This window comes from Cryobacterium sp. Hh7 (assembly GCF_004403155.1).
Taxonomy (GTDB): domain Bacteria; phylum Actinomycetota; class Actinomycetes; order Actinomycetales; family Microbacteriaceae; genus Cryobacterium; species Cryobacterium levicorallinum.
Window position 1 is genome coordinate 1 of the sequence record NZ_SOHG01000053.1, and the last position, 21,492, is coordinate 21,492.

The 21,492-nt window shown below is 64.6% G+C and carries 20 protein-coding genes; 11 read left to right on the forward strand and 9 right to left on the reverse strand.

Features of this window, described 5'->3' with window-relative positions; all coding sequences use genetic code 11:
- Window positions 1–182 precede the first annotated feature (182 nt).
- The 7 genes from E3T43_RS14205 (at window position 183) to E3T43_RS14235 (ending at window position 4,053) form a co-directional block, all read left to right on the forward strand.
- A complete protein-coding gene (locus E3T43_RS14205; protein WP_134472915.1) occupies window positions 183–464 on the forward strand; it encodes a type II toxin-antitoxin system RelE/ParE family toxin in 282 nt (93 codons plus the stop codon).
- Complete coding sequence (locus E3T43_RS14210) at window positions 439–759, forward strand: HigA family addiction module antitoxin (protein ID WP_134472916.1); 321 nt, start codon at window positions 439–441, stop codon at window positions 757–759. Before E3T43_RS14205 ends, E3T43_RS14210 begins: the two co-directional genes overlap by 26 nt.
- 261 nt (window positions 760–1,020) lie before the next feature.
- The gene (locus E3T43_RS14215) at window positions 1,021–1,695 is read left to right on the forward strand and encodes an SDR family oxidoreductase (protein ID WP_134472917.1); all 675 of its coding nucleotides are present in this window, start codon (window positions 1,021–1,023) and stop codon (window positions 1,693–1,695) included.
- Between the two features lie 170 nt (window positions 1,696–1,865).
- Window positions 1,866–2,321, forward strand: coding sequence for a hypothetical protein (locus tag E3T43_RS14220; RefSeq protein WP_134472918.1), 456 nt, complete (start codon window positions 1,866–1,868; stop codon window positions 2,319–2,321).
- Window positions 2,322–2,388: 67 nt separating this feature from the next.
- Window positions 2,389–2,958 carry an HhH-GPD-type base excision DNA repair protein gene (locus E3T43_RS14225; protein WP_134472919.1) on the forward strand — a complete coding sequence of 190 codons (570 nt, stop codon included), beginning with the start codon at window positions 2,389–2,391 and terminating at the stop codon, window positions 2,956–2,958.
- Between the two features lie 6 nt (window positions 2,959–2,964).
- The gene (locus E3T43_RS14230; RefSeq protein WP_134472920.1) at window positions 2,965–3,687 is read left to right on the forward strand and encodes a DUF2461 domain-containing protein; all 723 of its coding nucleotides are present in this window, start codon (window positions 2,965–2,967) and stop codon (window positions 3,685–3,687) included.
- 69 nt (window positions 3,688–3,756) lie between these two features.
- Window positions 3,757–4,053, forward strand: a complete 297-nt coding sequence (locus E3T43_RS14235) for a bacteriorhodopsin (RefSeq protein WP_134472921.1) — start codon at window positions 3,757–3,759, stop codon at window positions 4,051–4,053.
- 121 nt (window positions 4,054–4,174) lie between these two features.
- Here E3T43_RS14235 and E3T43_RS14240 read toward each other — a convergent pair whose 3' ends face one another.
- The 5 genes from E3T43_RS14240 to E3T43_RS14260 form a co-directional block, all read right to left on the reverse strand.
- Window positions 4,175–4,975 carry a hypothetical protein gene (locus tag E3T43_RS14240; RefSeq protein ID WP_134441507.1) on the reverse strand — a complete coding sequence of 267 codons (801 nt, stop codon included), beginning with the start codon at window positions 4,973–4,975 and terminating at the stop codon, window positions 4,175–4,177.
- A gap of 88 nt (window positions 4,976–5,063) precedes the next feature.
- Window positions 5,064–7,400: a hydantoinase B/oxoprolinase family protein gene (locus tag E3T43_RS14245; protein ID WP_134441505.1), complete on the reverse strand. Its 2,337-nt coding sequence runs from the start codon at window positions 7,398–7,400 to the stop codon at window positions 5,064–5,066.
- Between the two features lie 43 nt (window positions 7,401–7,443).
- Window positions 7,444–9,570, reverse strand: a complete 2,127-nt coding sequence (locus E3T43_RS14250; RefSeq protein WP_134472922.1) for a hydantoinase/oxoprolinase family protein — start codon at window positions 9,568–9,570, stop codon at window positions 7,444–7,446.
- A gap of 2 nt (window positions 9,571–9,572) precedes the next feature.
- Window positions 9,573–10,022 (reverse strand): acetone carboxylase subunit gamma, encoded by a 450-nt coding sequence (locus E3T43_RS14255; RefSeq protein WP_241979007.1) that lies wholly within the window; start codon window positions 10,020–10,022, stop codon window positions 9,573–9,575.
- Between the two features lie 48 nt (window positions 10,023–10,070).
- Window positions 10,071–11,927: a hydantoinase/oxoprolinase family protein gene (locus E3T43_RS14260; protein WP_134472923.1), complete on the reverse strand. Its 1,857-nt coding sequence runs from the start codon at window positions 11,925–11,927 to the stop codon at window positions 10,071–10,073.
- Window positions 11,928–12,093: 166 nt separating this feature from the next.
- On the opposite strand from E3T43_RS14260, the gene E3T43_RS14265 reads away from it, so the two are divergent.
- The gene (locus tag E3T43_RS14265) at window positions 12,094–13,938 is read left to right on the forward strand and encodes a sigma-54-dependent Fis family transcriptional regulator (protein ID WP_134472924.1); all 1,845 of its coding nucleotides are present in this window, start codon (window positions 12,094–12,096) and stop codon (window positions 13,936–13,938) included.
- 18 nt (window positions 13,939–13,956) lie between these two features.
- Here E3T43_RS14265 and E3T43_RS14270 read toward each other — a convergent pair whose 3' ends face one another.
- Window positions 13,957–15,210: an MFS transporter gene (locus E3T43_RS14270; protein WP_241979008.1), complete on the reverse strand. Its 1,254-nt coding sequence runs from the start codon at window positions 15,208–15,210 to the stop codon at window positions 13,957–13,959.
- Between the two features lie 140 nt (window positions 15,211–15,350).
- Between E3T43_RS14270 and E3T43_RS14275 the strand changes: the two genes are divergently transcribed.
- On the forward strand, window positions 15,351–16,022 hold the full coding sequence (locus E3T43_RS14275; RefSeq protein WP_134472925.1) for a bifunctional 2-polyprenyl-6-hydroxyphenol methylase/3-demethylubiquinol 3-O-methyltransferase UbiG: 672 nt from the start codon (window positions 15,351–15,353) through the stop codon (window positions 16,020–16,022).
- Between the two features lie 40 nt (window positions 16,023–16,062).
- Window positions 16,063–17,727 carry an ABC-F family ATP-binding cassette domain-containing protein gene (locus E3T43_RS14280; protein ID WP_134472926.1) on the forward strand — a complete coding sequence of 555 codons (1,665 nt, stop codon included), beginning with the start codon at window positions 16,063–16,065 and terminating at the stop codon, window positions 17,725–17,727.
- An 18-nt stretch (window positions 17,728–17,745) separates the two neighbouring features.
- Here the strand turns inward: E3T43_RS14280 and E3T43_RS14285 are convergent, their stop codons facing one another.
- Both E3T43_RS14285 and E3T43_RS14290 read right to left on the reverse strand, forming a co-directional pair.
- Window positions 17,746–18,687 carry a Brp/Blh family beta-carotene 15,15'-dioxygenase gene (locus E3T43_RS14285; protein WP_134472927.1) on the reverse strand — a complete coding sequence of 314 codons (942 nt, stop codon included), beginning with the start codon at window positions 18,685–18,687 and terminating at the stop codon, window positions 17,746–17,748.
- Window positions 18,684–19,892 (reverse strand): lycopene cyclase family protein, encoded by a 1,209-nt coding sequence (locus E3T43_RS14290; protein WP_134472928.1) that lies wholly within the window; start codon window positions 19,890–19,892, stop codon window positions 18,684–18,686. Before E3T43_RS14290 ends, E3T43_RS14285 begins: the two co-directional genes overlap by 4 nt.
- 234 nt (window positions 19,893–20,126) lie before the next feature.
- Here E3T43_RS14290 and E3T43_RS14295 point away from each other — a divergent pair, with 234 nt between their 5' ends.
- A complete protein-coding gene (locus E3T43_RS14295; protein WP_233195115.1) occupies window positions 20,127–20,945 on the forward strand; it encodes a bacteriorhodopsin-like in 819 nt (272 codons plus the stop codon).
- Between the two features lie 100 nt (window positions 20,946–21,045).
- Here E3T43_RS14295 and E3T43_RS14300 read toward each other — a convergent pair whose 3' ends face one another.
- Window positions 21,046–21,417 carry a LysR family transcriptional regulator gene (locus E3T43_RS14300; RefSeq protein ID WP_134441490.1) on the reverse strand — a complete coding sequence of 124 codons (372 nt, stop codon included), beginning with the start codon at window positions 21,415–21,417 and terminating at the stop codon, window positions 21,046–21,048.
- Window positions 21,418–21,492: the final 75 nt, after the last annotated feature.

A 21,492-nucleotide genomic window follows, 5' to 3' on the forward strand; every position in this document is an offset into this window, starting at 1 on the left:
TCAGAATCGCTCATAATCAATTTTCCCAGACCAACACCCCAAGCACGGGAAATCGACCGGCGTTTTAAACTTTGGTACTACTGACCCACGCTCCTAGGCGTGAGGTTGCTTTGTCATGGAATCCGGTGGAGTTCAGGTTTAACGTATAGCGTTATTGACGCGATGCGTTATAGACTGATCGTGTGATCAGGTCGTTCGGTAGCAAGGACACTGGAAAGATCTGGCATGAGCAGTACGTCAAGGGTGTCGACCGCGCGGTGCAGCGAGCGACCCTGCGGAAACTCGAGTTGGTCAATGCGGCCAAGGATCTTGAGGACCTTCGGATCCCTCCGGACAATCGTTTGGAACAGCTGGTCGGGGACCGTCGAGGTCAGTACAGCATCCGGGTGAACGTCCAGCGGCGCATCTGCTTCGTCTGGAGAGAAGGAGGAGCAGACCATGTCGAACTCGTCGACTACCACTGAGAACGACTCGATCGAGCCGATCCATCCGGGAGAGATCCTGATGGAGGACTTCATCGATGGATTCGGGATCACGCAGAACAAGCTCGCGGTCAGCATTGGGGTGCCGCCGCGCCGGATCAATGAGATCGTGCACGGCAAGCGGGGCATTACGGCCGACACGGCGATCCGCCTGGCGCGGTACTTCGGAACCTCGGAAGAGTTCTGGATGAACCTGCAGTCCAACTATGAGTTGCGTCGCGAGCGCCGGGCGCTGCGGGACAGGGTTGCATCGATCACACCGCTGAAGGTCGCGTGACAGATTCTTCGATTCGGGTCGTTGCGCACAATGCGTTGGGGGCGCGAGACTTCGCCCAACTGGGGCGGCTGTTCGAAAGACGGGCCCCGTACCAGTGCGACGTCGGACTAGTCATCGCGTCAATGCATCCCTGAATGCGCGTGCCGCAGTCTCCGGACTTCATGCAGGCAGCCGTTGGAACGTGGTCGAGTTCAGGTTTAACGCTTAGGCTCAAGTTTCTTGCGATATTCGTCACGAGAGCATCAATCGAAGGAGACCATCGTGCCTGTCATCGCCATCATCGGAGCCGGACCGGGACTCGGCGCAGCGGTTGCGCGCCGGTTCGGGCGCGAGGGCTTCTCGCTTGCCCTGATATCCAGGAACCAGGCGAAGCTGGACGCTATGGCAGCCGAGCTGACCGATGCCGGCTTCACCGCGAGTGGTTACGCTGCGGATGTCCGCACGCCCGCGTCGCTCGAAGCTGCCCTTGCACGTGCCGCGGCAGAGCTCGGGCCCATTACTGCGCTGCAGTACAGTCCGCTCCCGTCGCGCGACTACCTGAAGCCGGTGCTGGAGATGACTCCTGAGTTGGCGCTGGAGGCATTGCAGTTCTCGGCCCTCGGGCTCATCCACGCCGTGCGCACGGTGCTGCCGGGAATGCGTCTGGCAGGAAGCGGCAGCATCATCCTGATCAACGGTGGAACCTCGGTGCAGGCGCGCGCCGGCTTCGCCGGCACGTCGATCGCATTCCCGGCCGAGAGCGCCTACGGCGAGATGCTGCACGATGCCCTGGAGGGTGACGGTATCCGGGTTAACCAACTGGTGATCCCCGGCGGCATCCCTCAGCTTCAGCTTGCCAACGGCATCGATGGCGTCGCTGATCGCATCTGGGACCTCCACGCCGTTGCCGGTCCGTTCCGCACCATGCTCATCCCGCTCGAGGACGGCCGGGAGTAGCGAACTCGTTGCCCCGTCGCACGATGGTCAGCCAGACTGCACGCCGAAGTGAGGCTCGGCGCGGTCTGCGCGTGGACGCAGTGCCCCAAAAAGAAGTCCACCGCCATCCGAGCGGCCGCTCGTCCGATGGAATTGCGTCGGTTGACTGCGTCGAGTGTTAGCGTTCTGGCATGACTGAGACGGCCAAGCAGAGATCCCGTACCTCCCGCACCGGGTCGATCCCACGCACGGCGGCACGGATCGCGCTCGGGCTAGTCCTGGCCGGTGCCGGTACCACCCACCTCACGGTCGCGCGTGACGATTTCCAGGCACAGGTGCCGGAGTGGGTACCGCTGAACGACGACCTCGTCGTGCTCGGCTCCGGGGTGGTGGAGATCGCCCTCGGCGTGGCCCTCCTCGTCGCCGCGAAGCAGCGTGTGCTGGTCGGATTCGTGGTTGCGGCCTTCTTCATCGCCATCTTCCCCGGAAACATCTCGCAGTACCTGACGAAGACCGACGCGTTCGGCCTCGACACCGACCAAAGCCGCTTCATCCGACTGTTGTTCCAGCCGCTTCTCGTGCTGTGGGCACTGTGGGCGACCGGGGCGAGCACAGTACTCCGTCGGGCGCTGCGTGGGCGCCGATAGCCCCGTCCGCCGTGAGCCGGCCCGTACCGGGTCGGCTGCACAGGGTGGCGGTGGCAGACTGATTCCCATGACGACGCTGCACATCACCGGCGATGACACCTCCGACGCCCTCCTCAGCGAGAATCCGTTCGCGCTGCTCATCGGAATGCTGCTCGACCAGCAGGTTGCGATGGAAACGGCTTTTGCCGGTCCGGCCAAGATTCGCGAACGGATCGGCACCCTCGATCCGAAAGTGATCGCCGACTTCGACACGGAGGCCTTCGCCGAGATGTTCCGCGCGTCACCGGCCGTGCACCGCTACCCGGGTTCGATGGCGGCGCGTACCCAATCGGTGGCCGGGGCCATCATGAGCAACTGGAACGGCTGCACCGCCTCGATCTGGACGGAGGGAGATCCCGACGGCAAGGAAATCTTCCGTCGACTGAAGTCACTGCCCGGGTTTAGCGAACAGAAAGCGAGGATTTTTCTCGCACTCCTCGGTAAGCGACTCGGAGTCGACGCGGCCGGCTGGCGCGAAGCATCCGCTCCCTATGGGGAGGAAGGGTCATACCGATCGGTGGCCGACATTGTCGACCCCGAATCGCTCACTCGCGTGCGCGAGACCAAGCGCGCCGCTAAGGCAGCCGCGAAGGCGTAGTCTCGCGTGGTGGGCCCTCACTTCAACGAACGGACATTCGACTTTCTCGACGAACTCGAGCATCGCAACGAACGCGACTGGTTCCAGGAGCACAAAGCGATTTACGAGCACGAGTTGAAAGAACGGATGCTTGCGGTCATCGAGCGAATCAACCTTGCGTTGGGCGACTTCGCGGCCGAGTGTGTGCGCCCGCCGAACAAGGCCATGATGCGCATCTATCGTGACGTTCGATTCTCGAACGACAAGTCGCCGTACAAGACTCATCTCGCTGCCCACTGGCCACCCCGTGGATTGGAGAAGGCCGGGGGAGCCGGATACTTTCTGCAGGTGGGTGTGCGCAGCGTCATGGTGGCCGGCGGTGCCTACAGCCCGCAGCCGCCGCAGCTACGGGCCCTCCGCGACTACGTGCTCGACCACCACGGAGAGCTGCGCTCTCTGCTCGCCACGCCCGCGCTCACACAACTGGCGCAACCGTTCGGCGGCGACAAGCTCATCCGCCCGCCGCGCGGCTTCCCGGTCGACCATCCGGCGGCTGACCTATTGCTCAATCGCAGCTGGGCACTGGTCGGCCACCTGCCCGGCGACGTTGCGCTCGAAGAGAATTTCACCGACCTGGTCATTGAACGGTTTCGGGCGTTTCAACCGGTAGTCGACTTTCTCAACGTTCCACTGGCCGCGGCCACCCCGCTCGAGCAGGAAGCAGCCGTAGGCCGCCGTCGCTCTGCCTGACCACAGCCAGCCTGGACCCGCGCCGTATCAGGCCAGGGCCCCGGTAAGTGCCGGTCACACTTTGTCCCTGTGGTGGTGCACAATCTGGGCGCCGTTTCTCACAGCAAAATTCTGACCTGGGGTGTCTATCCGATCGCGTACCTGCTTCCGGCCATCGGTGTGAGCGGTGGAGACGCCTGGGTCGGCAAGCAACTCGGATACTCGATAGCCGACATTCTGGCGAAGACGGTCGATGGGCTCATTATCTTCCAGATTGCGCGGATGAATTCCTTTGCCGACGACCCGGCATTGGCGCTCGCGGAACTGTCCGTCGAGGACGCCGGGGAATTGTCTCTGTCGATCAAGCCCGCGGACGTCGTGAAATAGGGCGAACGTCATCGGGGCCCGGCCGAGCGAACGTCTGCTCGGCCGGGCCCCCATTGCACCCTGGGCCTATGACATCGAGGTGACAACGGATGTCTGATGCCTCACCCGACAAAGACGCCGCCTAGTCCAGCGCCGTAATACGGCTCAGCACCTGCTCGGGAACCGCTTGGCGCGGCACCTCGCCCACCAGAAAATCGCCGTCGGGCAGCAGCGTGCCGGAGTCGGACGACCAGAACTCCGCGCCGATCACCGCTCCGCTCAGCTGGCTGCCGTGCAGCTCGACGTGGTCGTCGTGTCGCTGGCCGAGCGCCCACCGGTAATGGTCGGTCACGTTGGCGACTGGAGAATAGGTCGACAAAGGTACCCCGCCGACAGCCGGGCCGCGGTCGTCGAGCAGCACAGCGATCAGCGGCAGCGCGGCGAACCCGCGCAGCCAGTCGGCAACATACATTGACGCGTTTTCGGCGTTGTCGGCGTCGAGCCCGGACACATCGTTCGACCCCGAAAATGGATGCGTGAGCGCCAGCCACTGCATCGGCGACGGAATCTGCAGCACGACCGGTACCCGCTGGGTCTGGCTGAAGAGGGTGGCCAGTTCAATCACGTACGCCGTCGTCTCGGCATCACCGAGCAGGGTACGCAGGGCATAGCCGGTGCGGGTTTTGGCGCCCATCGCTGCCTGAAGCGCAGGGTCGGCGGCGACCCGCTGGGCGTAGAACCGGTCGAGGCTGAGCAGGGCCAGGTCGGACTTCAGCACGCCCTGCACCTGGCCGAAGAAGTTCGCGAAGGCCATCGGCTCCTGCCACGGCACCGGCTTGCCCTGCAGAAAAACGGATTGGGCATATTCGTGGCTGTCCAGCACGACCGCGCGACGGCGGCCCGACGTTGGCTCGGCCAGCAGGTCATTCAATGAAACGGTCACGGTGTCTCCCATCGATCAATCAAGAAAATCGACCCGGGCTGCGGGACCGTAAGGAGACGGTCCCGCAGCCCGGGTCAGCTGGTGAAAATTAGGACTTGTGCAGGGCCACTTCGCCGTACTTCTGCTCTAGTTCGCGCACGCGCGCCTCGAGCTTGCTGATCTTGAGCACCCGACGATCGGGAACCATGATGAGCGGCAGATCCTCGAGCTTGCCCTTGACGCGCTCCGGCTCGAGTCCGCCCCAGTGGGTGGCAATCAGGTTTTCGTCGTCGTCCTGACCCCAGGAACCGAAGTACAGCAGGTCAGCCGGCGGCTCTTCCTTCACGAAATCCTTGATGAATTCCTTGTAGGGAGTGCCGCGATTGATGCGGTCCTGGCGCATCTTCGCGCGCAACTCGATGGTGGCCTGCTCGTGCACCACGTAGGTCTCCGGTTCCCAGACCACGCCGTACATGGTCGACGCGGTGTGGGCACTGATCCGGTCGAGTTCGAGGTCGGTGACCACGAGCTCCGGGTCGCGCTCGAGCACATCGCCGTAGCCGCCGCCCGCGCCCTGGGCGATCATGTAGAGCTCGCCCTCCTTCGCCACGTCGAACTGCAGCCCCATGTGGGCGGACTGGTAGTCGCCGCCCTCGAATGGCTGCTCGTTCATCACGCGCTCCATCGAGAGGTTGAACTGCGACGGGTCCTTCTGGATGATGTCGTAGATATTGACGTTCTTCACCATCGCGAGCGGGTAGACCGGGCACCCGTAGCCGCCGAACATGCCGGGTACGGAGGAAAACTTCGACCCGCTCGTCACGGTCATGAAACCCCAGCTCGGGGTGCCGCGGGAGGCGACGATCATCTCGTAGCCCATGCCACCGCGAAACTTGCCGAAGCCCTGGTTGTCGCGAACGAGACGCTTGCTCACGAGCTGCAGGAACGGAACCTCTTCTTCCATGACTTCCTGCTCGCCGATGTCGGCCATCGCGCAGAATAGCGGGGCGACGGCGTCTTCACCGTCGCGAAAGGCCTTCGCGCCGCCGCCCATGCCGTTGAGGTCGGCGCACAGGTTGCCGACCTGCTCACCATTTTGCGTGGTGCCGCCCCAGAGAAAGTCGTTGATCTGGTTAAACCAGGGGGCAACGACGTTGGAGTACTTCTGTGGTGAGGAGAACTGCATCTTGGCAAAGGCCGTCTGCAGGGCCGAAAAACCGCGGAAGGATGCCTGCAGCGACTGCCCGACGGGAGCGTCGTAGCCGGCATCCGCCCAGCTGTGTTCCTCGGTGATTACTTCGATCGGCGACAGCGCACCGGTCGAGCGGGGCAGGTCGGGCCACCAGTACGACAGGATGGCCTGGGCCATGAACGACTTCGTTGAGGCGAGCGGCGAATTGATGGCGCGGTTGAGAATCTCGGGGCCGGTGCCGGTGAGGTCCACGATCATGCGTTCGCCCTTGATGGTGATCTTGCAGGCGAACTTGATCAGGATGTTTTCCTTCAGCGTCGAGTCGACGAACTGATTGAAGGTGACCGTGCCGTCGGGAAGCTCGCCGATGCGGCGGCGTACCTCGGTTTCGACGTCCTCGACGGTGACTCGCAGGGAGGCCACGAACGTTTCCTGGCCGACCTCGTCGATCAGGCGGTCGACGGTGTCCATAATGCGCTTGACGGCGCCCATCTTCACCTTGATGTCGGCGAGCATGAGCTTCGGGTCGCGCGTCGAGTGCTGCAGGAAGGTGAGCAGGTCGCGGCGCAGGTGGCCCTTTTCCACGATCTTGATCGGCGAGGCGCGCAGGCCGTCGTCGAACGGTGTCTCCGAGCCGCTCGGCATGCCGCCCGGCTCGCAGGCGCCGTTTTCGCCCTCGTGGATGGTGGCGCCGACCCAAGCGATGATGATGCCGCCGCGAATCACCGGCACTAGCATCGACTGGTCGGTGTTGTGCACCATGCCGAAACGCGAGTCGTTGTGGAAGAAACCATCACCCTCGTTGATGCCAACGGTGGGTTCGTCCTTCCAGTTCTTCATGATGTAGCGGATGGGGTGGTGCAGCACCGCAGAGAACGCGATCACACCGCGGTTGGAGAGGTACGTCACGTCGCCCTCGGCGGTGTAGACGGCACAGGACAGGTCCGCCCACTTGGCGCCGGGCGCTGCGCCCATGCTCTCGCACATTTCAAACGCCTCGTCGAGGGCGCCGGCCAGGCGCTTGCGGATGCGGTCGATCTCGAGCGGGTTGATGCCGTTCGCGATGCACTCCTCCTCATAGGCGGTGCGGGGCATGATCTCGTGGTGGCGCATGATGGCCGGGTCTGGTCCGAGAAAGAGGGTGGTTTCGTCCATGAATTTGTCGACCCACTGCTGTTCCTGGTCGGTCAGTAGCTGGGCTGCGTCGTCGTCGTTTCCGCTGGTGGGTACAAACTGGTCAGTTGTCAGTGTCATGGTGTTCAAGCTCCTTTGCTTGCGTTAGCTACAGAAAAAGTGGTCAGTCGCTGAGCAGCCATACCGCCCCCTGCAGGGTCGGCTCCAGGCGCCAGCCCGGCTCGACCAGGTACGTGGTGTTCTCGGTCGTCACGATCGCCGGCCCGTGAATCACGTACTCGTGTTTGAGCGCCTCAGCGTCGTAGACAGGGGTGTCCACCGCGCCGACGATGCTCGTGAAGTGCACCGACCGGTGCGACACGGGGGCCGGTTTGGTCTTCTCGCCGCCGATTTTGATCGACTCGAACTGAATGACTTCGCCCTCGATGAACGATGCGACCCGAATCGTCTGCACCCGGATGCCTGCCTCCGGTGCCTGGGTTCCCTCGCCGTACCGCTCGCCAAAGATCTCGGAGAACGTCTTGATCAGGTGCAGCACATCGGCGACCCCGTTGACCCGGTTGATGTCGAAGGCGACGGCGGTGGTGACGAGCTGGTTGCCGTAGCGCATGTCCATTTCGAGTCGGTAGCGCACGTCGGCACGGTCGTAGCCCTGGCGCACGAGGTCTTCGGCACCCTTGGCTTCGAGCTCCTCGATGTACCCGTTGAGCGCGTCGTACTGGTTGTACAGGCTGCGCTTGATCGCTTCGTAGAGCACGACGTAGGCGCTGCGTTCGTGAATGTGCAGCGGGCGCATATTGCCGGCGCCGAGCGCCGAGAACACCGACGCGAAGGGTGGAAACAGGATGCGGCTGATGCCGGCGCTCGCCGCGATGCCACAGGCGTGCAGGGGGCCGTTGCCACCGTAGGCGAGCATCGTGTAGTCCTCGATCAGGCCGCCGCGCGAGCGCAGCTCCTTCTCGATGCCAATCGCCATCTGCTCATCGACGGTCTTCTTGATGACCTTGGCCACCTCGACCGCGTCCAGATCGAGCTCGTCGCTGAGCGTCTCGTCGATCACGTAGATCGACCGCTTCTTGTTGAGCTTAATGTGCCCGTTGGCGTAGTTGTCCGGGTCGAGATAGCCGAGCACGAGGTCGGCGTCGGTAACAGTGGGGCGCAAGCCGCCACGGTCGTAGCAGGCCGGACCTGGGTCGCTTCCGGCCGACTCCGGCCCGATCTGTATGGCGTGGTGGATGCGGTTGTAGGCCGCGATCGAGCCGCCGCCAGCACCGAGGGTGTTCAGGTGGATCATCGGCGCCGAGACCATCCAACGTCCAATGGTGGGCTGGAAGTCGTAGTGCCGCACACCACCCTCCGGCACCAATCCGATGTCGAACGAGGTGCCGCCCATGTCCATCGACACGACGTCGCCGAGCCCGGTGGATTCCGACAGGTGCTGTGCCGCGCCGACGCCGGCGATCGGTCCGGAGTGAATCGTTTGTAAGGCATCCGTGGAATTGGGCTGCGCCATGCCGCCCGAATTGTGAATAACGAGCATCGGCTTCTCATAACCCGAGTCACGCAGGTTGTTGGAGAGCTGATTGAGTGCATGAAACATTGTCTGGTGCAAAAAAGCATCGACGACGGTGGCCATTGCCCGCACGTATTCGCCCTTGCGGCCCGAGACCTGGCTGCTCAGCAGCACCGGAATCGACCCGAGCTCGTGCGTGGGGTACTCGTCGAGAATGATCTCGAGAATGCGATCCTCGTGCACCGAGTTCTCGGTCGCGTTGGTCAACGCGATAACGATGGCCTCTGCGCCGTTGTCGACGAGTTCGCGCACCTGGGTGCGCACGTCGTCGTACATCAGGGGCACCAGTACCTCGCCGACCGAGTCGATCCGTTCTTTAACCGAGCGGATGAGGCGGCGCGGCACAAGCGGGTCTGGTCGCTGGGCATCGGGCATATCGCCCTGCTTGACCCCGTCGAGTCCTTCGCCGTAGCCGCGGCCACGGGAGAGCGGGATGGTGTCCTCGAACCCGTGGGTGACGATCGCCGCGACCCGCGGCCCCTTACCCTCGATCAGGGCGTTGGTGCCGAGGGTGGTGGCGTAGCGCACCGAGTCGACCTCCTTGAGCGCGGTTTCGCGGCTGATGCCGGCGCGCTCGCAGGCCCGGTCGAGGGCTTCGTTGAAACCGAGGGCGAGGTTGTGGTGGGTGGTGAGCGCCTTGGATTCGATGTACACGTCGTCCCAGACGAAGAAGCAGTCGCTGAATGTGCCGCCGATGTCTACGGATATGCGTTTCACGGTCAGTGCCCTTCGGAGTTGTCGGCGTGCGAGTGGGAATGTGCGGACACGGAATCAAACCGGGCGCTGAGGTCGGTCTCGGCGTTCTCGCCGGGGCCGTAGTTGACGACCTCCTCGGGGTTGCCGCCGTGGGCTTCCCACTTTTCGCGCAGGGAATCGATATCCCAGAGCATGTCGACGGTCGGCGGATGCCCCGGCGGCAGGTATTCGGCCTCGATCTGGGTGCCGCAGGTGGGGCAGTAGAACTCCAGGATGCGGCAGAAGGTCGGGTCCGGGGAGAACGTGAACTCGTACTTTTCCGGGTCGATCACCGGGGGGTGAATCTCCCGCGGGTCCCGGTCGTAGACCAGAGTTCCTTCCTTGTAGTTGCCGCGGGCGTCGCCGAAGTCATGGGCGCAGACGCGGCAGATCCACCGCTCCGTATCGAGGTCGATGAGCAGGTATTCGGTCATGGGAACGCGCATTGTGTTTGTACCTTCCTGGGGAAACAAAAAAGTGGGCTAAAGCGTGTCGGCGAGCTGCAGGTCGCCAGCCGTGGAGACCGTCAGGGTCCAGCCGAGCGGCACGCGCGCGGTGAAGAACGGTCCCTCGACGATGGCCGGTCCGGCCGCCGTGGCGCCGGGCTTCTGGTCGTCGAGTTGGTAGACCGAGACGCTGTCGATCTGGGTGGGCGTGGAGCGCACCTGCCGGGTTCCGGCGGCCACGGCGGCGCTCGCCGCAGCGGGTACCCCGCTGTCGATGGTCGGGTGCGGCAGCCGGAAGGTGGCCTTGAGCGAGAGAATCTCTTCGCCGTCTTCGACAATGGTCGACCAGTCGAGTTCGCACTCGCTCAGGTCGTGCCCTTCCTGGAACATGTCCTTGCCGGCATCCGCTTGCATCGACGTGCGCACCGCGGTGATCTCGGCCTCCGAGAACCCGGTGACACTCGTTTCGTAGGACTGGGCGATGTCGGAGAAGCTGATTCCGTAGGCCGAGAACACCGCGGCGAGCCGGGGCACGAGCACGTTGTGCACGCCGGCAATGCGTGCGGCGGCGCAGGCGTTCATCGGTCCGCCGCCACCGAACGCGGCGACCGTCGTGTCGCCCGTCGCGCTCACGAGGTCGGCGAAGGCCCGCGCCAGGTGGCGGGAATAGCTGGCTTCCATGCGAATCAGGGCCTGGTCGAGGCTGATTCCGAGCGGGTCGGCGACGGTCTTGGTGATGACAGCGCGCGACCGTTCGGCGTCGAGGGCCATCTCGCCGTTCAGATAGGTGGCGGGGTCGAGCACGCCGAGCAGCAGGTTGACGTCGGTGATCGTGGCCTGCGTGCCACCGAAACCGAAGCAGGCCGGTCCGGGGGCTGCCCCGACGCTTTCCGGCCCGACGGTGATCTCGCCGTCGTGCACGGCAATGATCGAGCTGCCGCCGACTCCGGTCGAGCGCACATCGCTCATCTCGTAGGAGATGTCGACGCCCTGGATCGATCCGCGCCGGTCGACGGTGATCGTGGAATTGGCGACGGCGCCGACATCCGTTGTGGTGCCGCCGACATCGATCATGAGCACGTTGTCGAGCCCGTACGCCTCGGCCAGGGCACGGGTGCCCTCGAGGCCGCCGCGCGGTCCGGAGGAGTAGGTCTTGAGCGCGACCGACTTGGCCACGCGGGAGGAAGCGCCGTCGTTGCGGTAGATCAGCAGCGGGTTCTTCACCTTGTAGGCGCGCAGCCGGTGTTCGGCGCTGTACAGAAAACGCTCGACCGTGGGGTGCAGAAAGGAGTTGAGGATGCCGGACCAAACCTGACGCTGGCGGGAGGTATCAGAGGCGAACTCGCGGGAGAACAGAATCGGCACCGAACCGAGCAGGTGTCGGGGAAAGTTCTTGAGCATGGTGCGCTTGAACAGGTGTTCGCGTTCGGCGCTCAGGCCGGCGACGACGAGACGCTCCGCTCCGGCGGTGGTCAGTCGGTTGATCTCGGCGACGAGCTGGCGGGAGAGTTCTTCGGGACTGCCGTCGGCCGTGATGATGCCGATCCGGGCACCGATCAGGTCGGTGAACAACGCGGCGGTGTCGTCCGAGTGGCCGAGCGAGTCCGGCAGGGTGGGATCGTCGGTGATGAGCCCGATCTTGGGCCCCTTGCGCTGCACCAGCGCGTTGGTGCCCTGGGTCGATGAATAGCGGATGTGCTGGGTTGAATGCAGCAGGTCGGCTAGATTCGCTTCGCCGAACAGTAGAGCGGATGCCTTTGTCATCGCGTCGAAGAGACACTGGGACAGGTCGACCGGAGTGGTGAGGGTCTTGGTGAACGTGAAATCCGTGCCACTGGCGACAACAATGTCGGTGAGGGTTCCACCATTGTCAATGTTGATCAATCGTTCCATGAGCGCTCCTTTGCGGTTTGTGGTGAGTGATCGAGGCCCTCGGGGAGCCACGTCACCAAGAATGACCCCGCGTCCGAGGTAGAGCGTGTCCCAGATTGGGACACCGCACGACTAGCGCTCGCGGGGTCGCAGCGGGCATGCTTGCAGAGTCCACAAGGGAGTCGATATGCACAGAGTCGCCGATCGGCGAATCAAGATAGCGGCTGCGCGCGCCGATTTTCTGCGATTCGGACACGCGGAAACCCAATCGGTTCCTGGCGTGGTGGCCGCCTCCTGGCAGCGTTCCTTCTCAGCGGGAGTGGATGCATCCACTTCTCAGGCAGTGTTTCACAACGACCTCGATCTGACCGGCCGTCTGATGCGCTGCTCGGAACCGGTCATCGCCCGGCTGAGCGATGAGATGGCCGAAATGCCGCTGTCGATCGTACTCACCGACTACAAGGCACGAATTCTGAGTCGTTCCGAAACCGACAAGACCATCGGAACCCTGCTCGATGACGTGTCGCTGGCGCCCGGCTTCAACTACGCCGAGGCGAGCGTCGGAACCAACGGAATCGGCACCGTGCTCGAGTCGGGTCAGCCGTTGTACATCGTGGGGCCCGAGCATTTTCTCGAGCACCTGCAGCCATTCGCCTGCGCCGGGAGTCCCATTCGGGACCCGATCACCGGGCGGGTGGAGGGGGTGCTGGATATCAGCTGCCTCATCGAAGATGCCAGCCCGCTCATGCATTCCCTGGTGCGGTCGGCCGCCCATGAGATTGAGCGCAACCTGCTCGCCGATCGCAGTCAGCGACAGCAGGCACTGTTTGAGGAGTATGTGCGGGTGGATTCCCGCAACCGGGGCGCCGTCATGGCCATCGGCGGCACCGTGGTGATGGGCAACGCGGTCGCGCAAAGTTCGTTTTCTCCCGATGAACAGTGGACCATTCAAGAGCACGCTCGCTATCTGATGATTTCTCCTGGTCAGCCGGTCGACCAGATCGAGCTGTCCTCGGGCAAGGTCGTGCATGTTCGGGGCAAACGTGTCGTGATGGGCCCGGACGTCGCCGGCATCGTTGTGGTGGTCGAAATCGTCTCCGAGCCCGCACCGGTACCGGTGCCCGCATCGAGACTGACCCTGCCGCTGCGGAGACACCGGTTGAAGAAACCCATTCCTGCTGACTCTTCGGCGATTCTGCACGATGCGGAATCCTTGCTCGGCAAACGCGCCTCGAGCGGAGTGGTCACCGCGCTCACCGCCGGCGCGCCCCTGCTCGTGCTGGGGGAAGCCGGCGGCGGCAAGGTGTCGCTGCTCGCCGAACTATATCGCCAGATTGTTCCGCTGGGTCGAAGCGTCGTATTCGGTGCCGAGCAGCTCAATCAGCACGGCGTGCACTCGGCCATTAATAACGACCTGATCAGCGCCCTGGCCCGGCCAACGCTGTACATCTTTCGCAATATCGATCGGTTCACCGAGGCAGCGACGGCCGAACTCGAGGCGTTTCTGGTGACCCGCGAAGCCGGTGCTGGCGGCCTGGCCGTCACCGTGTCGCAACCCGATCTTCAGGCTGACCTGGCCGCTGCCCGCCCGTACACGGCCCTACTGCAGCACTTCACAACCTCGGTCACGGTTGCGCCGCTGCGGCACCGCCAGGGAGACCTGCCCGACATCGTCACCCGGGTGCTCGCGCGACGGGCCGGTTTACGTCCGGCCACTGTGAGCGCCGGAGCGATGCGGGTGATCTCCCGCTATCCGTGGCCGGGCAATATTCGTCAGCTCGAAGAAGCGCTCGACACCGCCCTGCTCACGCGACCGGTCGGCGCCATCCAGGCCGAAGACCTGCCTGCCTACTGCCACGGCGGTGCACCGCGCCTGTTGTCGGCGATCGAAGCGGGGGAGCGTGACCTCATTGTCGGTGCCCTGCACAAAGCCGACGGCAATCGGATGCGCGCGGCCGAGTCCCTGGGAATAGCCCGGTCCTCCCTCTACCGCAAGCTAAAAACCTTCGGTATCACCGTCACCGACTCGTAGCAGGGCTACGGCATCCGCTTACTGGCGGTGTGTGGCACGCAGGCGAATCACAGACCAGACGACCACGACGGCGACGAGTGCCATGGCACACAGTCCGAGTCCGGAGTAGCCGGCCAGCGCCAGGATCGGCCCGGCAATTGCGCCGCCGAGAGCTCCGGCCGCGTTCATCGAGAGGTCGGAGAAGCCCTGCAGCGAAGATCGATCCTCGATCTCGACGGCCTCGGCGACGAGCGCAGAGCCGGCGACAACGGATGCCGACCAGCCCAAGCCCAACAGCACCAGACTTACCGTCATCGTGCCCTGCGACCCGTCACTGAGCCAGGCCGCTCCCAGCGCCCCGAGCAGCAGGGCCTGCCCGCCGAGGATCACCCGAAGCCGGCCGAACCGGTCGGCGAGCGCCCCGAACGCCGGGGAGAGGGCGTACATGCCGGCCACATGCAGGCTTATCGTCAGCCCGACGATGGTCAGGGTCGCGCCGTGGTCCCGCAGGTGCACCGGCGCCATGGACATCAGGGCCACCATGGTCGCGTGGCTGAGCGCGATCACGACAACGGCATACCTGGCCGCTGTGTTGCCGCGCAGAATAGCCAGACCGCCCCTGGCCCGACGGATGCCCACGCTTGTCGTGCGCGCCGCCAGCGCGGTCAGCAGCGGGTCGGGTCGCAGCCCAAGCGCGTAGACGAAGGCGGCGGCGACCGTGGCGCCGAGCGAAAAGGCGAACGCCCCGGTCATCGCCGGAAGCCCGAGGGTGGCACCGAGCGCCTCGCCCGGTCCGAACAGGTTCGGGCCGAGCACGGCGCCAATGGTGGTGGACCAGACCACGATGGACAGGTCCCGCGCTCGAAAGCGCTGGCTGGCCAGGTCGGTCGCTGCAAAGCGGGCCTGGAGGTTCGTTGCTGAGCCGGCGCCGAGCAGCATCAGGGCCAGCAGTAGCAAGGGGAAGTTGTCGACGGACACCGACATGATCGCGAGCACCGCACCCGCGCCGGCCATAAGCGAACCGGTCGCGAGCGACACGCGACGCCCGCGCGCCTGCGCCAGGCGGGCGAGCGGAACGGCCACGATCGCGGCCCCGAGGGTGCTCATGGTGGCGGCCATGCCCGACCAGGCGCTGGACCCCGACAGCTCGGCGGCGAGTAGCGCGCCCAGCGACAGGGTTGCTCCCATGCCGATACCGCCCAGAATCTGCCCGGCGATGAGCACTCGCACGACGCGCTGCTGTAGGTTCGGTGCGGGTGACGAGGTCGTCGCGCGTGTGCTGGCGTGCTTCACAGTCTGTTCCCCCAGTTGGTCGCACCGTCGGGCGTGCGACTCGAGTGCTCGCGAGGCTCACTCTACCGAGCGGCCGACCGGTCTGATCGACGCCGGCCGCGAAAGTTGCGCCGTGCCGCCACACCGGGCATCGTGGGATCATGACGAATCCCGGCGAGCACACTGCCGCACTGCACGACGAGCCTTCACAGGATCCCGCAACCTTCTGGGAAAACCGCTATCGCGAGAGCGACCGTGCCTGGAGCGGACGCGCGAACGCGGCGCTCGAACGCGAGGCCGCCGGCCTCGCGCCGGGCACGGCGCTCGACCTCGGCAGCGGAGAGGGTGGCGACGCCCTCTGGCTTGCCCAAAACGGATGGTCCGTCACCGCCGTCGACATCTCCCCGACTGCGCTCGCCCGCGGCCAGGCCGCCGCCGAAGGGGCTGGCCTCGCGGAACGCATCCGCTGGATCGCCGCCGACCTGGCCACCTGGCAGCCGGACGGCCCGTTCGACCTCGTCACGGCACACTTTCTGCAATCACCGGTCGAGCTGCCCCGCGAGGTCATCCTGCGCCGCGCCGCCGCAACGGTCGCCCCCGGCGGCGTGCTGCTCGTCGTGGGCCACGCCCAGTTTCCGCCGTGGTCGAAGCACAAGCCAGACGGCGTTCCGTTGCCGACCGCCGACGACGTGCTCGCCTCGCTCGAGCTGCTCGCCGAGCACTGGGAGATTGTCACCAAAGCTGCTGTTGAGCGGGAAGCCATCGGCCCGGACGGCCAGGTCGCCACCCTCGTGGACAGCGTGCTGACCCTCCGTCGCACCCACTCGATCTGAGCCGGTCGCCCTACGCCTGCGGCAATGAGAACATTGGGTAATGACCGGAACACTCGTGGCCAAGGGCCTGGCCGGCGGCTACGCGCACCGCACCCTCTTTGAATCGCTCGACCTGACCGTCGCCCCCGGTGATGTGATCGGCGTGGTCGGCGCCAACGGCGCGGGCAAATCCACCCTGTTGAACCTGCTGGCGGGGCTTACCGAGCCGCAAGCCGGCACCATCGCGCTCAGCCCAGCGGATGCCTTCGTCGGCGCGCTCCCGCAGGAACACGAACGGGTGCCCGGGGAAACCATCGCCGGCTACATCGGCCGGCGCACAGGCTGCGCCGAGGCGACCCGCGAAATGGATGCCGCGGCATCCGCTCTCGGAGCCGCTCAGCCGCGCGCCGGAGGGATCGACCCGGCCGACGCCTATTCGAGCGCGCTCGAGCGTTGGCTGGCCAGCGGTGCCGCCGACCTCGACGAGCGGCTGCCGATCGTGCTCGCCGACCTCGGCCTCACCCTCGGCAGGACACTCACCGCCGATAGCCTGATGACCGCGCTTTCCGGCGGCCAGGCTGCCCGGGTTGGCCTGGCCGCCCTGCTGCTCTCTCGCTTTGACATCGTGCTGCTCGATGAGCCGACGAATGATCTCGACCTCGACGGGCTCGAACGCCTGGAAACCTTCGTCACCGGGCTGCGCGGCGGCGTCGTACTGGTCAGCCACGACCGCGAATTCCTCGCCCGCTGCGTCACCCGGGTGCTCGAACTCGACCTCGCGCAGGGCGCGAACCGGGTGTTCGGCGGCGGCTACGACTCCTACCTCGAGGAACGCGAAACCGCGCGCCGGCACAACCGTGAGAACTACGACGAGTTCGCCGCCAAGAAAGCCGACCTTGTCGGGCGGGCCAGAACTCAGCGGGAATGGTCGAGCCAGGGCGTGCGCAATGCCATGAAGAAGGCACCGGACAACGACAAGATCCGCCGCAAGGCTTCGGTCGAATCGAGCGAGAAGCAGGGCCAGAAGGTACGGCAGATGGAGAGCCGTATTGCGCGCATGGAAGAAGTCGAGGAACCCCGCAAGGAATGGCAGCTCGAGTTCACCATCGGCGCCGCCCCGCGCTCGAGCGCCGTCGTGGCCACCCTCAATAACGCCGAATTCCGGCAGGGCGACTTCGTGCTCGGCCCGGTATCCCTGCAGATCAACGGCGGAGAACGCATCGGCATCACCGGCCCGAACGGCGCCGGCAAGTCCACCCTGCTGCGCGCTCTGCTGGGACGTCAGAAAGCGGATGCCGGCAGCGCTCACCTCGGCCCGAGTGTCGCAGTCGGCGAGATCGATCAGGCCCGGGCGCTCCTGGCCGGCGCCCGGCCCCTGGCCGCGAGTTTCGAGCTACTCGTACCCGATCTGTCCCCGGCCGAAGTGCGCACCCTGCTGGCTAAGTTCGGCCTGAAAGCCGACCATGTGAACCGCCCGGTCGACGATCTGTCGCCGGGGGAGCGCACCCGGGCCGGGCTAGCGCTGCTGCAGGCGCGCGGCGTGAACCTGCTCGTGCTCGACGAGCCGACCAACCACCTCGACCTCGCGGCGATTGAGCAACTGGAACAGGCGCTCGACAGTTATGAAGGCACGCTGCTTCTGGTCACCCACGACCGGCGCATGCTGGCCAACGTGCGCACCGACCGGCACTGGAATGTCGAAGCGGGCCAGGTTCTCGAGGGCTGACGGTCGCGTCCGAACAGCTCACCCGGGCAGGGCCATCAACTTCTTTTGGTGCCGCTTTTCGTGGGTGACCACGATCATGTGCGGCACGGTGAGGCCGGCCAGGCCGATGAACAGCACTTGCAGAATCTGCTCCGGCATATCTCCGCTGGGGCCGATGACGAACAGCAAAGCACCGGCCGCGAGGATCGGCACCACGGTATACACGACCACGATCAGGGGCGGTAGTCGCCCTCCGCCACGTTCTTCGGCGAACCCCGCCCTCAAATGCCGAAAGCTGTGCAGCGCACAGAAATACACCAAAAAGAACACCAGCGGTTCGCAGGCCAATGCGAGTACCGACGTGAGCACGATTTCCACGCTCTCATGCGGCCGATGCCGCATGGCGGCGACGGCCGCCACCAGCAGCCCGGCCAGAGCGAGCGGTGCCAGTCCTGCCTGCACGTCCGACACCATCGCGCCGTCGGCACCGGCAAGCACCACGTAGGCAGCGCCCACCTGATCCGGATGTGAGAAGGCCGGTACGCTCAGCAGTCCGAATCCGGCGAGAAAGCGTAGCCACAACCCACGATCAGCGTTCCAATCAGACCCGAAATGCAGCGCCGACACGATCAGGAACGCAACCAAGCTCAGCACCGGGGCGACCAGCCAGAGCAGCACGACACCGACCACAATCACGAGGTATACCGCGTTGAACGCAGCAAAACCCAGCGGGGTGCGCCAGACGCCGGCGCGACGCGCGATCAATGGATCGAGGGCACCGTGCGGCAGACCCAGCACGGCGACGAGCACGCCGAGAAGTACGACCTGAAACGTAGGTGAGAGCATCGGCAGGCCGAACTCGAGCATGGCCAGCGTGGTCAGCGCCAGACCGGAGAACACCACCGTTTCAATGGGGACGTGGCGGATCCGGGCCGTTGCGCGGGCGGTACCGACTCGGGGCGCGGCGACCTGCTCCATCATTGTGTCTCGCCCGAGCACACGGTCCCAGTGGGCGTGGCGACGAGTAAGGCCTGTGCAGCCGATGCAGCCGTGAAGGCTGTGGGTGCGGCTACCTGGGCGATAAACGGGCTCCAGGGCAGGCTGAATATGATTTTGGCATAGTCTGCGGCCCGGGCGCCGTCACTGAGGAAACGCACCAGGGTGGCCGGCGGCACACCGCGGGCCAGAGCGAGAAAATACTCTGCAGTACGTTCCGGATGCGCGCGAACGGCCTGGAGAAAGATGCGGTCGAAGGTGCGACGCAGCCACGGTTCTTCGGGATGCCCCACCGCTTCCCGCCCCGCCAGGAGGCGATCCGTGCACACTTGCGCCCACCGTTGAATGCGCAAGAATCCATAGCCTGAGGCGGCTCGCAAGGCACCGCCCGCATTTCCGGCAAGCACCACCCCGGGTATCTCCGGCGCGGTCTGACGGCCCCGTCCCATGGCCAGCACCCCACCCTCGGTGCGCACCCGACGAACGTCATCCAGACCCAGGCCCGTTAAAACGTGGTCCAACTCACCGGCCAGAAGTTCCCGTTTGATCGGCGTTGTGCCGAAGCGGGTCCACTCCACGATGGCCCGGTTCGGACCCAATGGCAGCGCGTAAACGAAGCTCAGGCCTTCCTCATTGGCGGCAAGCGACCCCATCAATGTCACCTCGGTCGGGTCGAACGGATGCGGCCCGTCACACTCGAATTCAACGCCCACAAAACTTTGATAGAGCATCGCCGCAGCGGGCCGTGGTCGCGTATCGATCACCTGACGGGCCAGCAGTGTGCCGCCACTGGTTTCGACCCGCACACCGTCCGGCACCGCGCTCACCATTTCGGCGCGTACGCCGAGACGCAGGTCTACACGCGGCGACTGAGCGATGTCGGTCTGCGCGCTGGAATAGAAGTCGATGCCACGAATGTACTGGTATGACAATGCCGGAACCTCGTGCCGAACCGCGCTACCTGCGGCATCAGTAAAGGTCCACGTCGGCCAGCGTTGGGAAACCAAGTGCGAGAGTTCGTGTTGTTCTTGCTGCCAAAAGCACCAGCTGCGGTCGTCCTGGTACGCGGTGCGCGGTTCGACGACGACAACGCGCGGCCCGGCTGGCGCGCGCGCCAGCCGGGCCGCCAGGCTGAGCCCGGCCAGTCCCGCACCAAGCACCACAACGTCAACGTCTTCGAGAGAGTTCATTTGTGCTCTATTTCTCTTAACCACATGCTGAGGTGTGGTGCTTCTGTGGACCGATCGAGTCGGCTGCAACAGCTGAAGAAATCTACGGATGAATCACTACTACCTCTGAACGTCGATTTGGAGTAGGTTTCCTAATATACCTAGCTAGGTTACCTAAGTACGTGCTTTATCTCCCGTACCGTCAGCGATTCTCGAGCATCAGAGGCTATTTTGATACCTGATTCACTAACCCAAGTGCAGTACGACACCATCTACAATATTTTTTCCCTCGTGATTGCCTCGCAGCTTTTCACCTCTATCTTTCTGGTCATCAGCCTTCCGCGCGTATTGCCGAGGTATCGCCAGGCATTGACTGTCGCGGCGATCGTTTGTGGCATCGCGGCGTATCACTACTTCCGCATTTTCAATTCATTCACGGAAGCTTTCGTGACCGAGGCGGTCGGCGGCCGCGGTGATTATGTTCAGGTCGCAGGAGCGTCGTTCAACGAGGGATACCGCTACGTTGACTGGCTGCTGACGGTTCCGCTGCTTCTCCTTGAACTCGTGGCAGTTCTGGCGCTGGCCCGGAAGGTGCAGAGCAGCCTGCTCACCCGGCTCATTCCTGCTGCTGCCCTGATGATTGCCTTGGGCTACCCCGGCGAAATGGCGTCGGACAACCTCACCCGTGGCATCTTCGGTCTGCTTTCTTCTCTTCCCTTCGCGTATATCCTCTACGTGCTCTTCGTTGAACTGACCAAGTCGCTCGACCGCCAACCCGCCACGGTGCGTAAGACCATCAGCCTGCTGCGACTGCTCCTGCTGGCAACGTGGGGCGTCTACCCGATTGCCTATCTGCTGCCCGGACTGGGTATCGACGGGTCCGATGCATGGGTCGGACTCCAGATCGGCTACTCCGTAGCAGATATCCTGGCCAAATGTCTGTACGGCCTGATCATCTTCCGGATCGCGCGGATGAAGTCCTTCTCAGACGACCAGGCCTTTGCCGAGGTCGAACTGACTCTGGAGGAGGCGACGAGCCTCAAGCAGCCTCTCGTTCAGAATCGGCGGAAATAGTCGACGAAGCCGTCGATATGAACGGGACCTGCCAGACCGGTAATCGGTCCTGCGGGTCCCGTTTTGGCCGCCACGTGCATTGCCAAACAAGCGTCACTAATCAGCGCGACTGGCGCTTCTTCCCGAGCTTCGGCTGGCCCTTCACCGCGGGGGCGCGGCCCTTGCCCTTGTTGGCCTTGGCCTTACCGCCGCCACCTGAACCGCCTGACCGGCGCGAACCGCCGCCAGCCTGCGCGCCGCGCCCGGCGGCCTCGGTCAACTCGAGGCGGGCGTCGTCCAGGAAGGCAGCCCCGATCTCAGTGAGCGTCGTGCTCTCGGCGGCACGATCGAACAGTGCATAGCCGAGTTCGGCTTCGACTCGCTTTACCGAGGCGCTGAGGGTGTCGCGGGAGACGCCGAGTGTCTGCGCGGCGCGGGCGAAATCGGGTGCCTCAGCGGCGGCCACGAAATGTGCCAGCAGGGTGATGTCCACGTAAAGCCTCTCGTCCGCTGCGCGGGAGGCGAGCAGCCCTTCTAGGCTACGCGCCGAAACCGACCGAACCCACCG

Excerpts from the sequence above, each read along its gene's own strand:
- E3T43_RS14220 (WP_134472918.1), top strand. The coding sequence starts at position 1,866 with ATGACTGAGACGGCCAAGCAGAGATCCCGTACCTCCCGCACCGGGTCG.
- E3T43_RS14210 (WP_134472916.1), top strand. The coding sequence starts at position 439 with ATGTCGAACTCGTCGACTACCACTGAGAACGACTCGATCGAGCCGATC.
- E3T43_RS14255 (WP_241979007.1), bottom strand. The coding sequence starts at position 10,022 with ATGACCGAATACCTGCTCATCGACCTCGATACGGAGCGGTGGATCTGC.
- E3T43_RS14275 (WP_134472925.1), top strand. The coding sequence starts at position 15,351 with ATGACGAATCCCGGCGAGCACACTGCCGCACTGCACGACGAGCCTTCA.
- E3T43_RS14260 (WP_134472923.1), bottom strand. The coding sequence starts at position 11,927 with ATGGAACGATTGATCAACATTGACAATGGTGGAACCCTCACCGACATT.
- E3T43_RS14245 (WP_134441505.1), bottom strand. The coding sequence starts at position 7,400 with ATGACACTGACAACTGACCAGTTTGTACCCACCAGCGGAAACGACGAC.
- E3T43_RS14290 (WP_134472928.1), bottom strand. The coding sequence starts at position 19,892 with ATGAACTCTCTCGAAGACGTTGACGTTGTGGTGCTTGGTGCGGGACTG.
- E3T43_RS14265 (WP_134472924.1), top strand. The coding sequence starts at position 12,094 with ATGCACAGAGTCGCCGATCGGCGAATCAAGATAGCGGCTGCGCGCGCC.
- E3T43_RS14285 (WP_134472927.1), bottom strand. The coding sequence starts at position 18,687 with ATGATGGAGCAGGTCGCCGCGCCCCGAGTCGGTACCGCCCGCGCAACG.
- E3T43_RS14280 (WP_134472926.1), top strand. The coding sequence starts at position 16,063 with ATGACCGGAACACTCGTGGCCAAGGGCCTGGCCGGCGGCTACGCGCAC.
- E3T43_RS14225 (WP_134472919.1), top strand. The coding sequence starts at position 2,389 with ATGACGACGCTGCACATCACCGGCGATGACACCTCCGACGCCCTCCTC.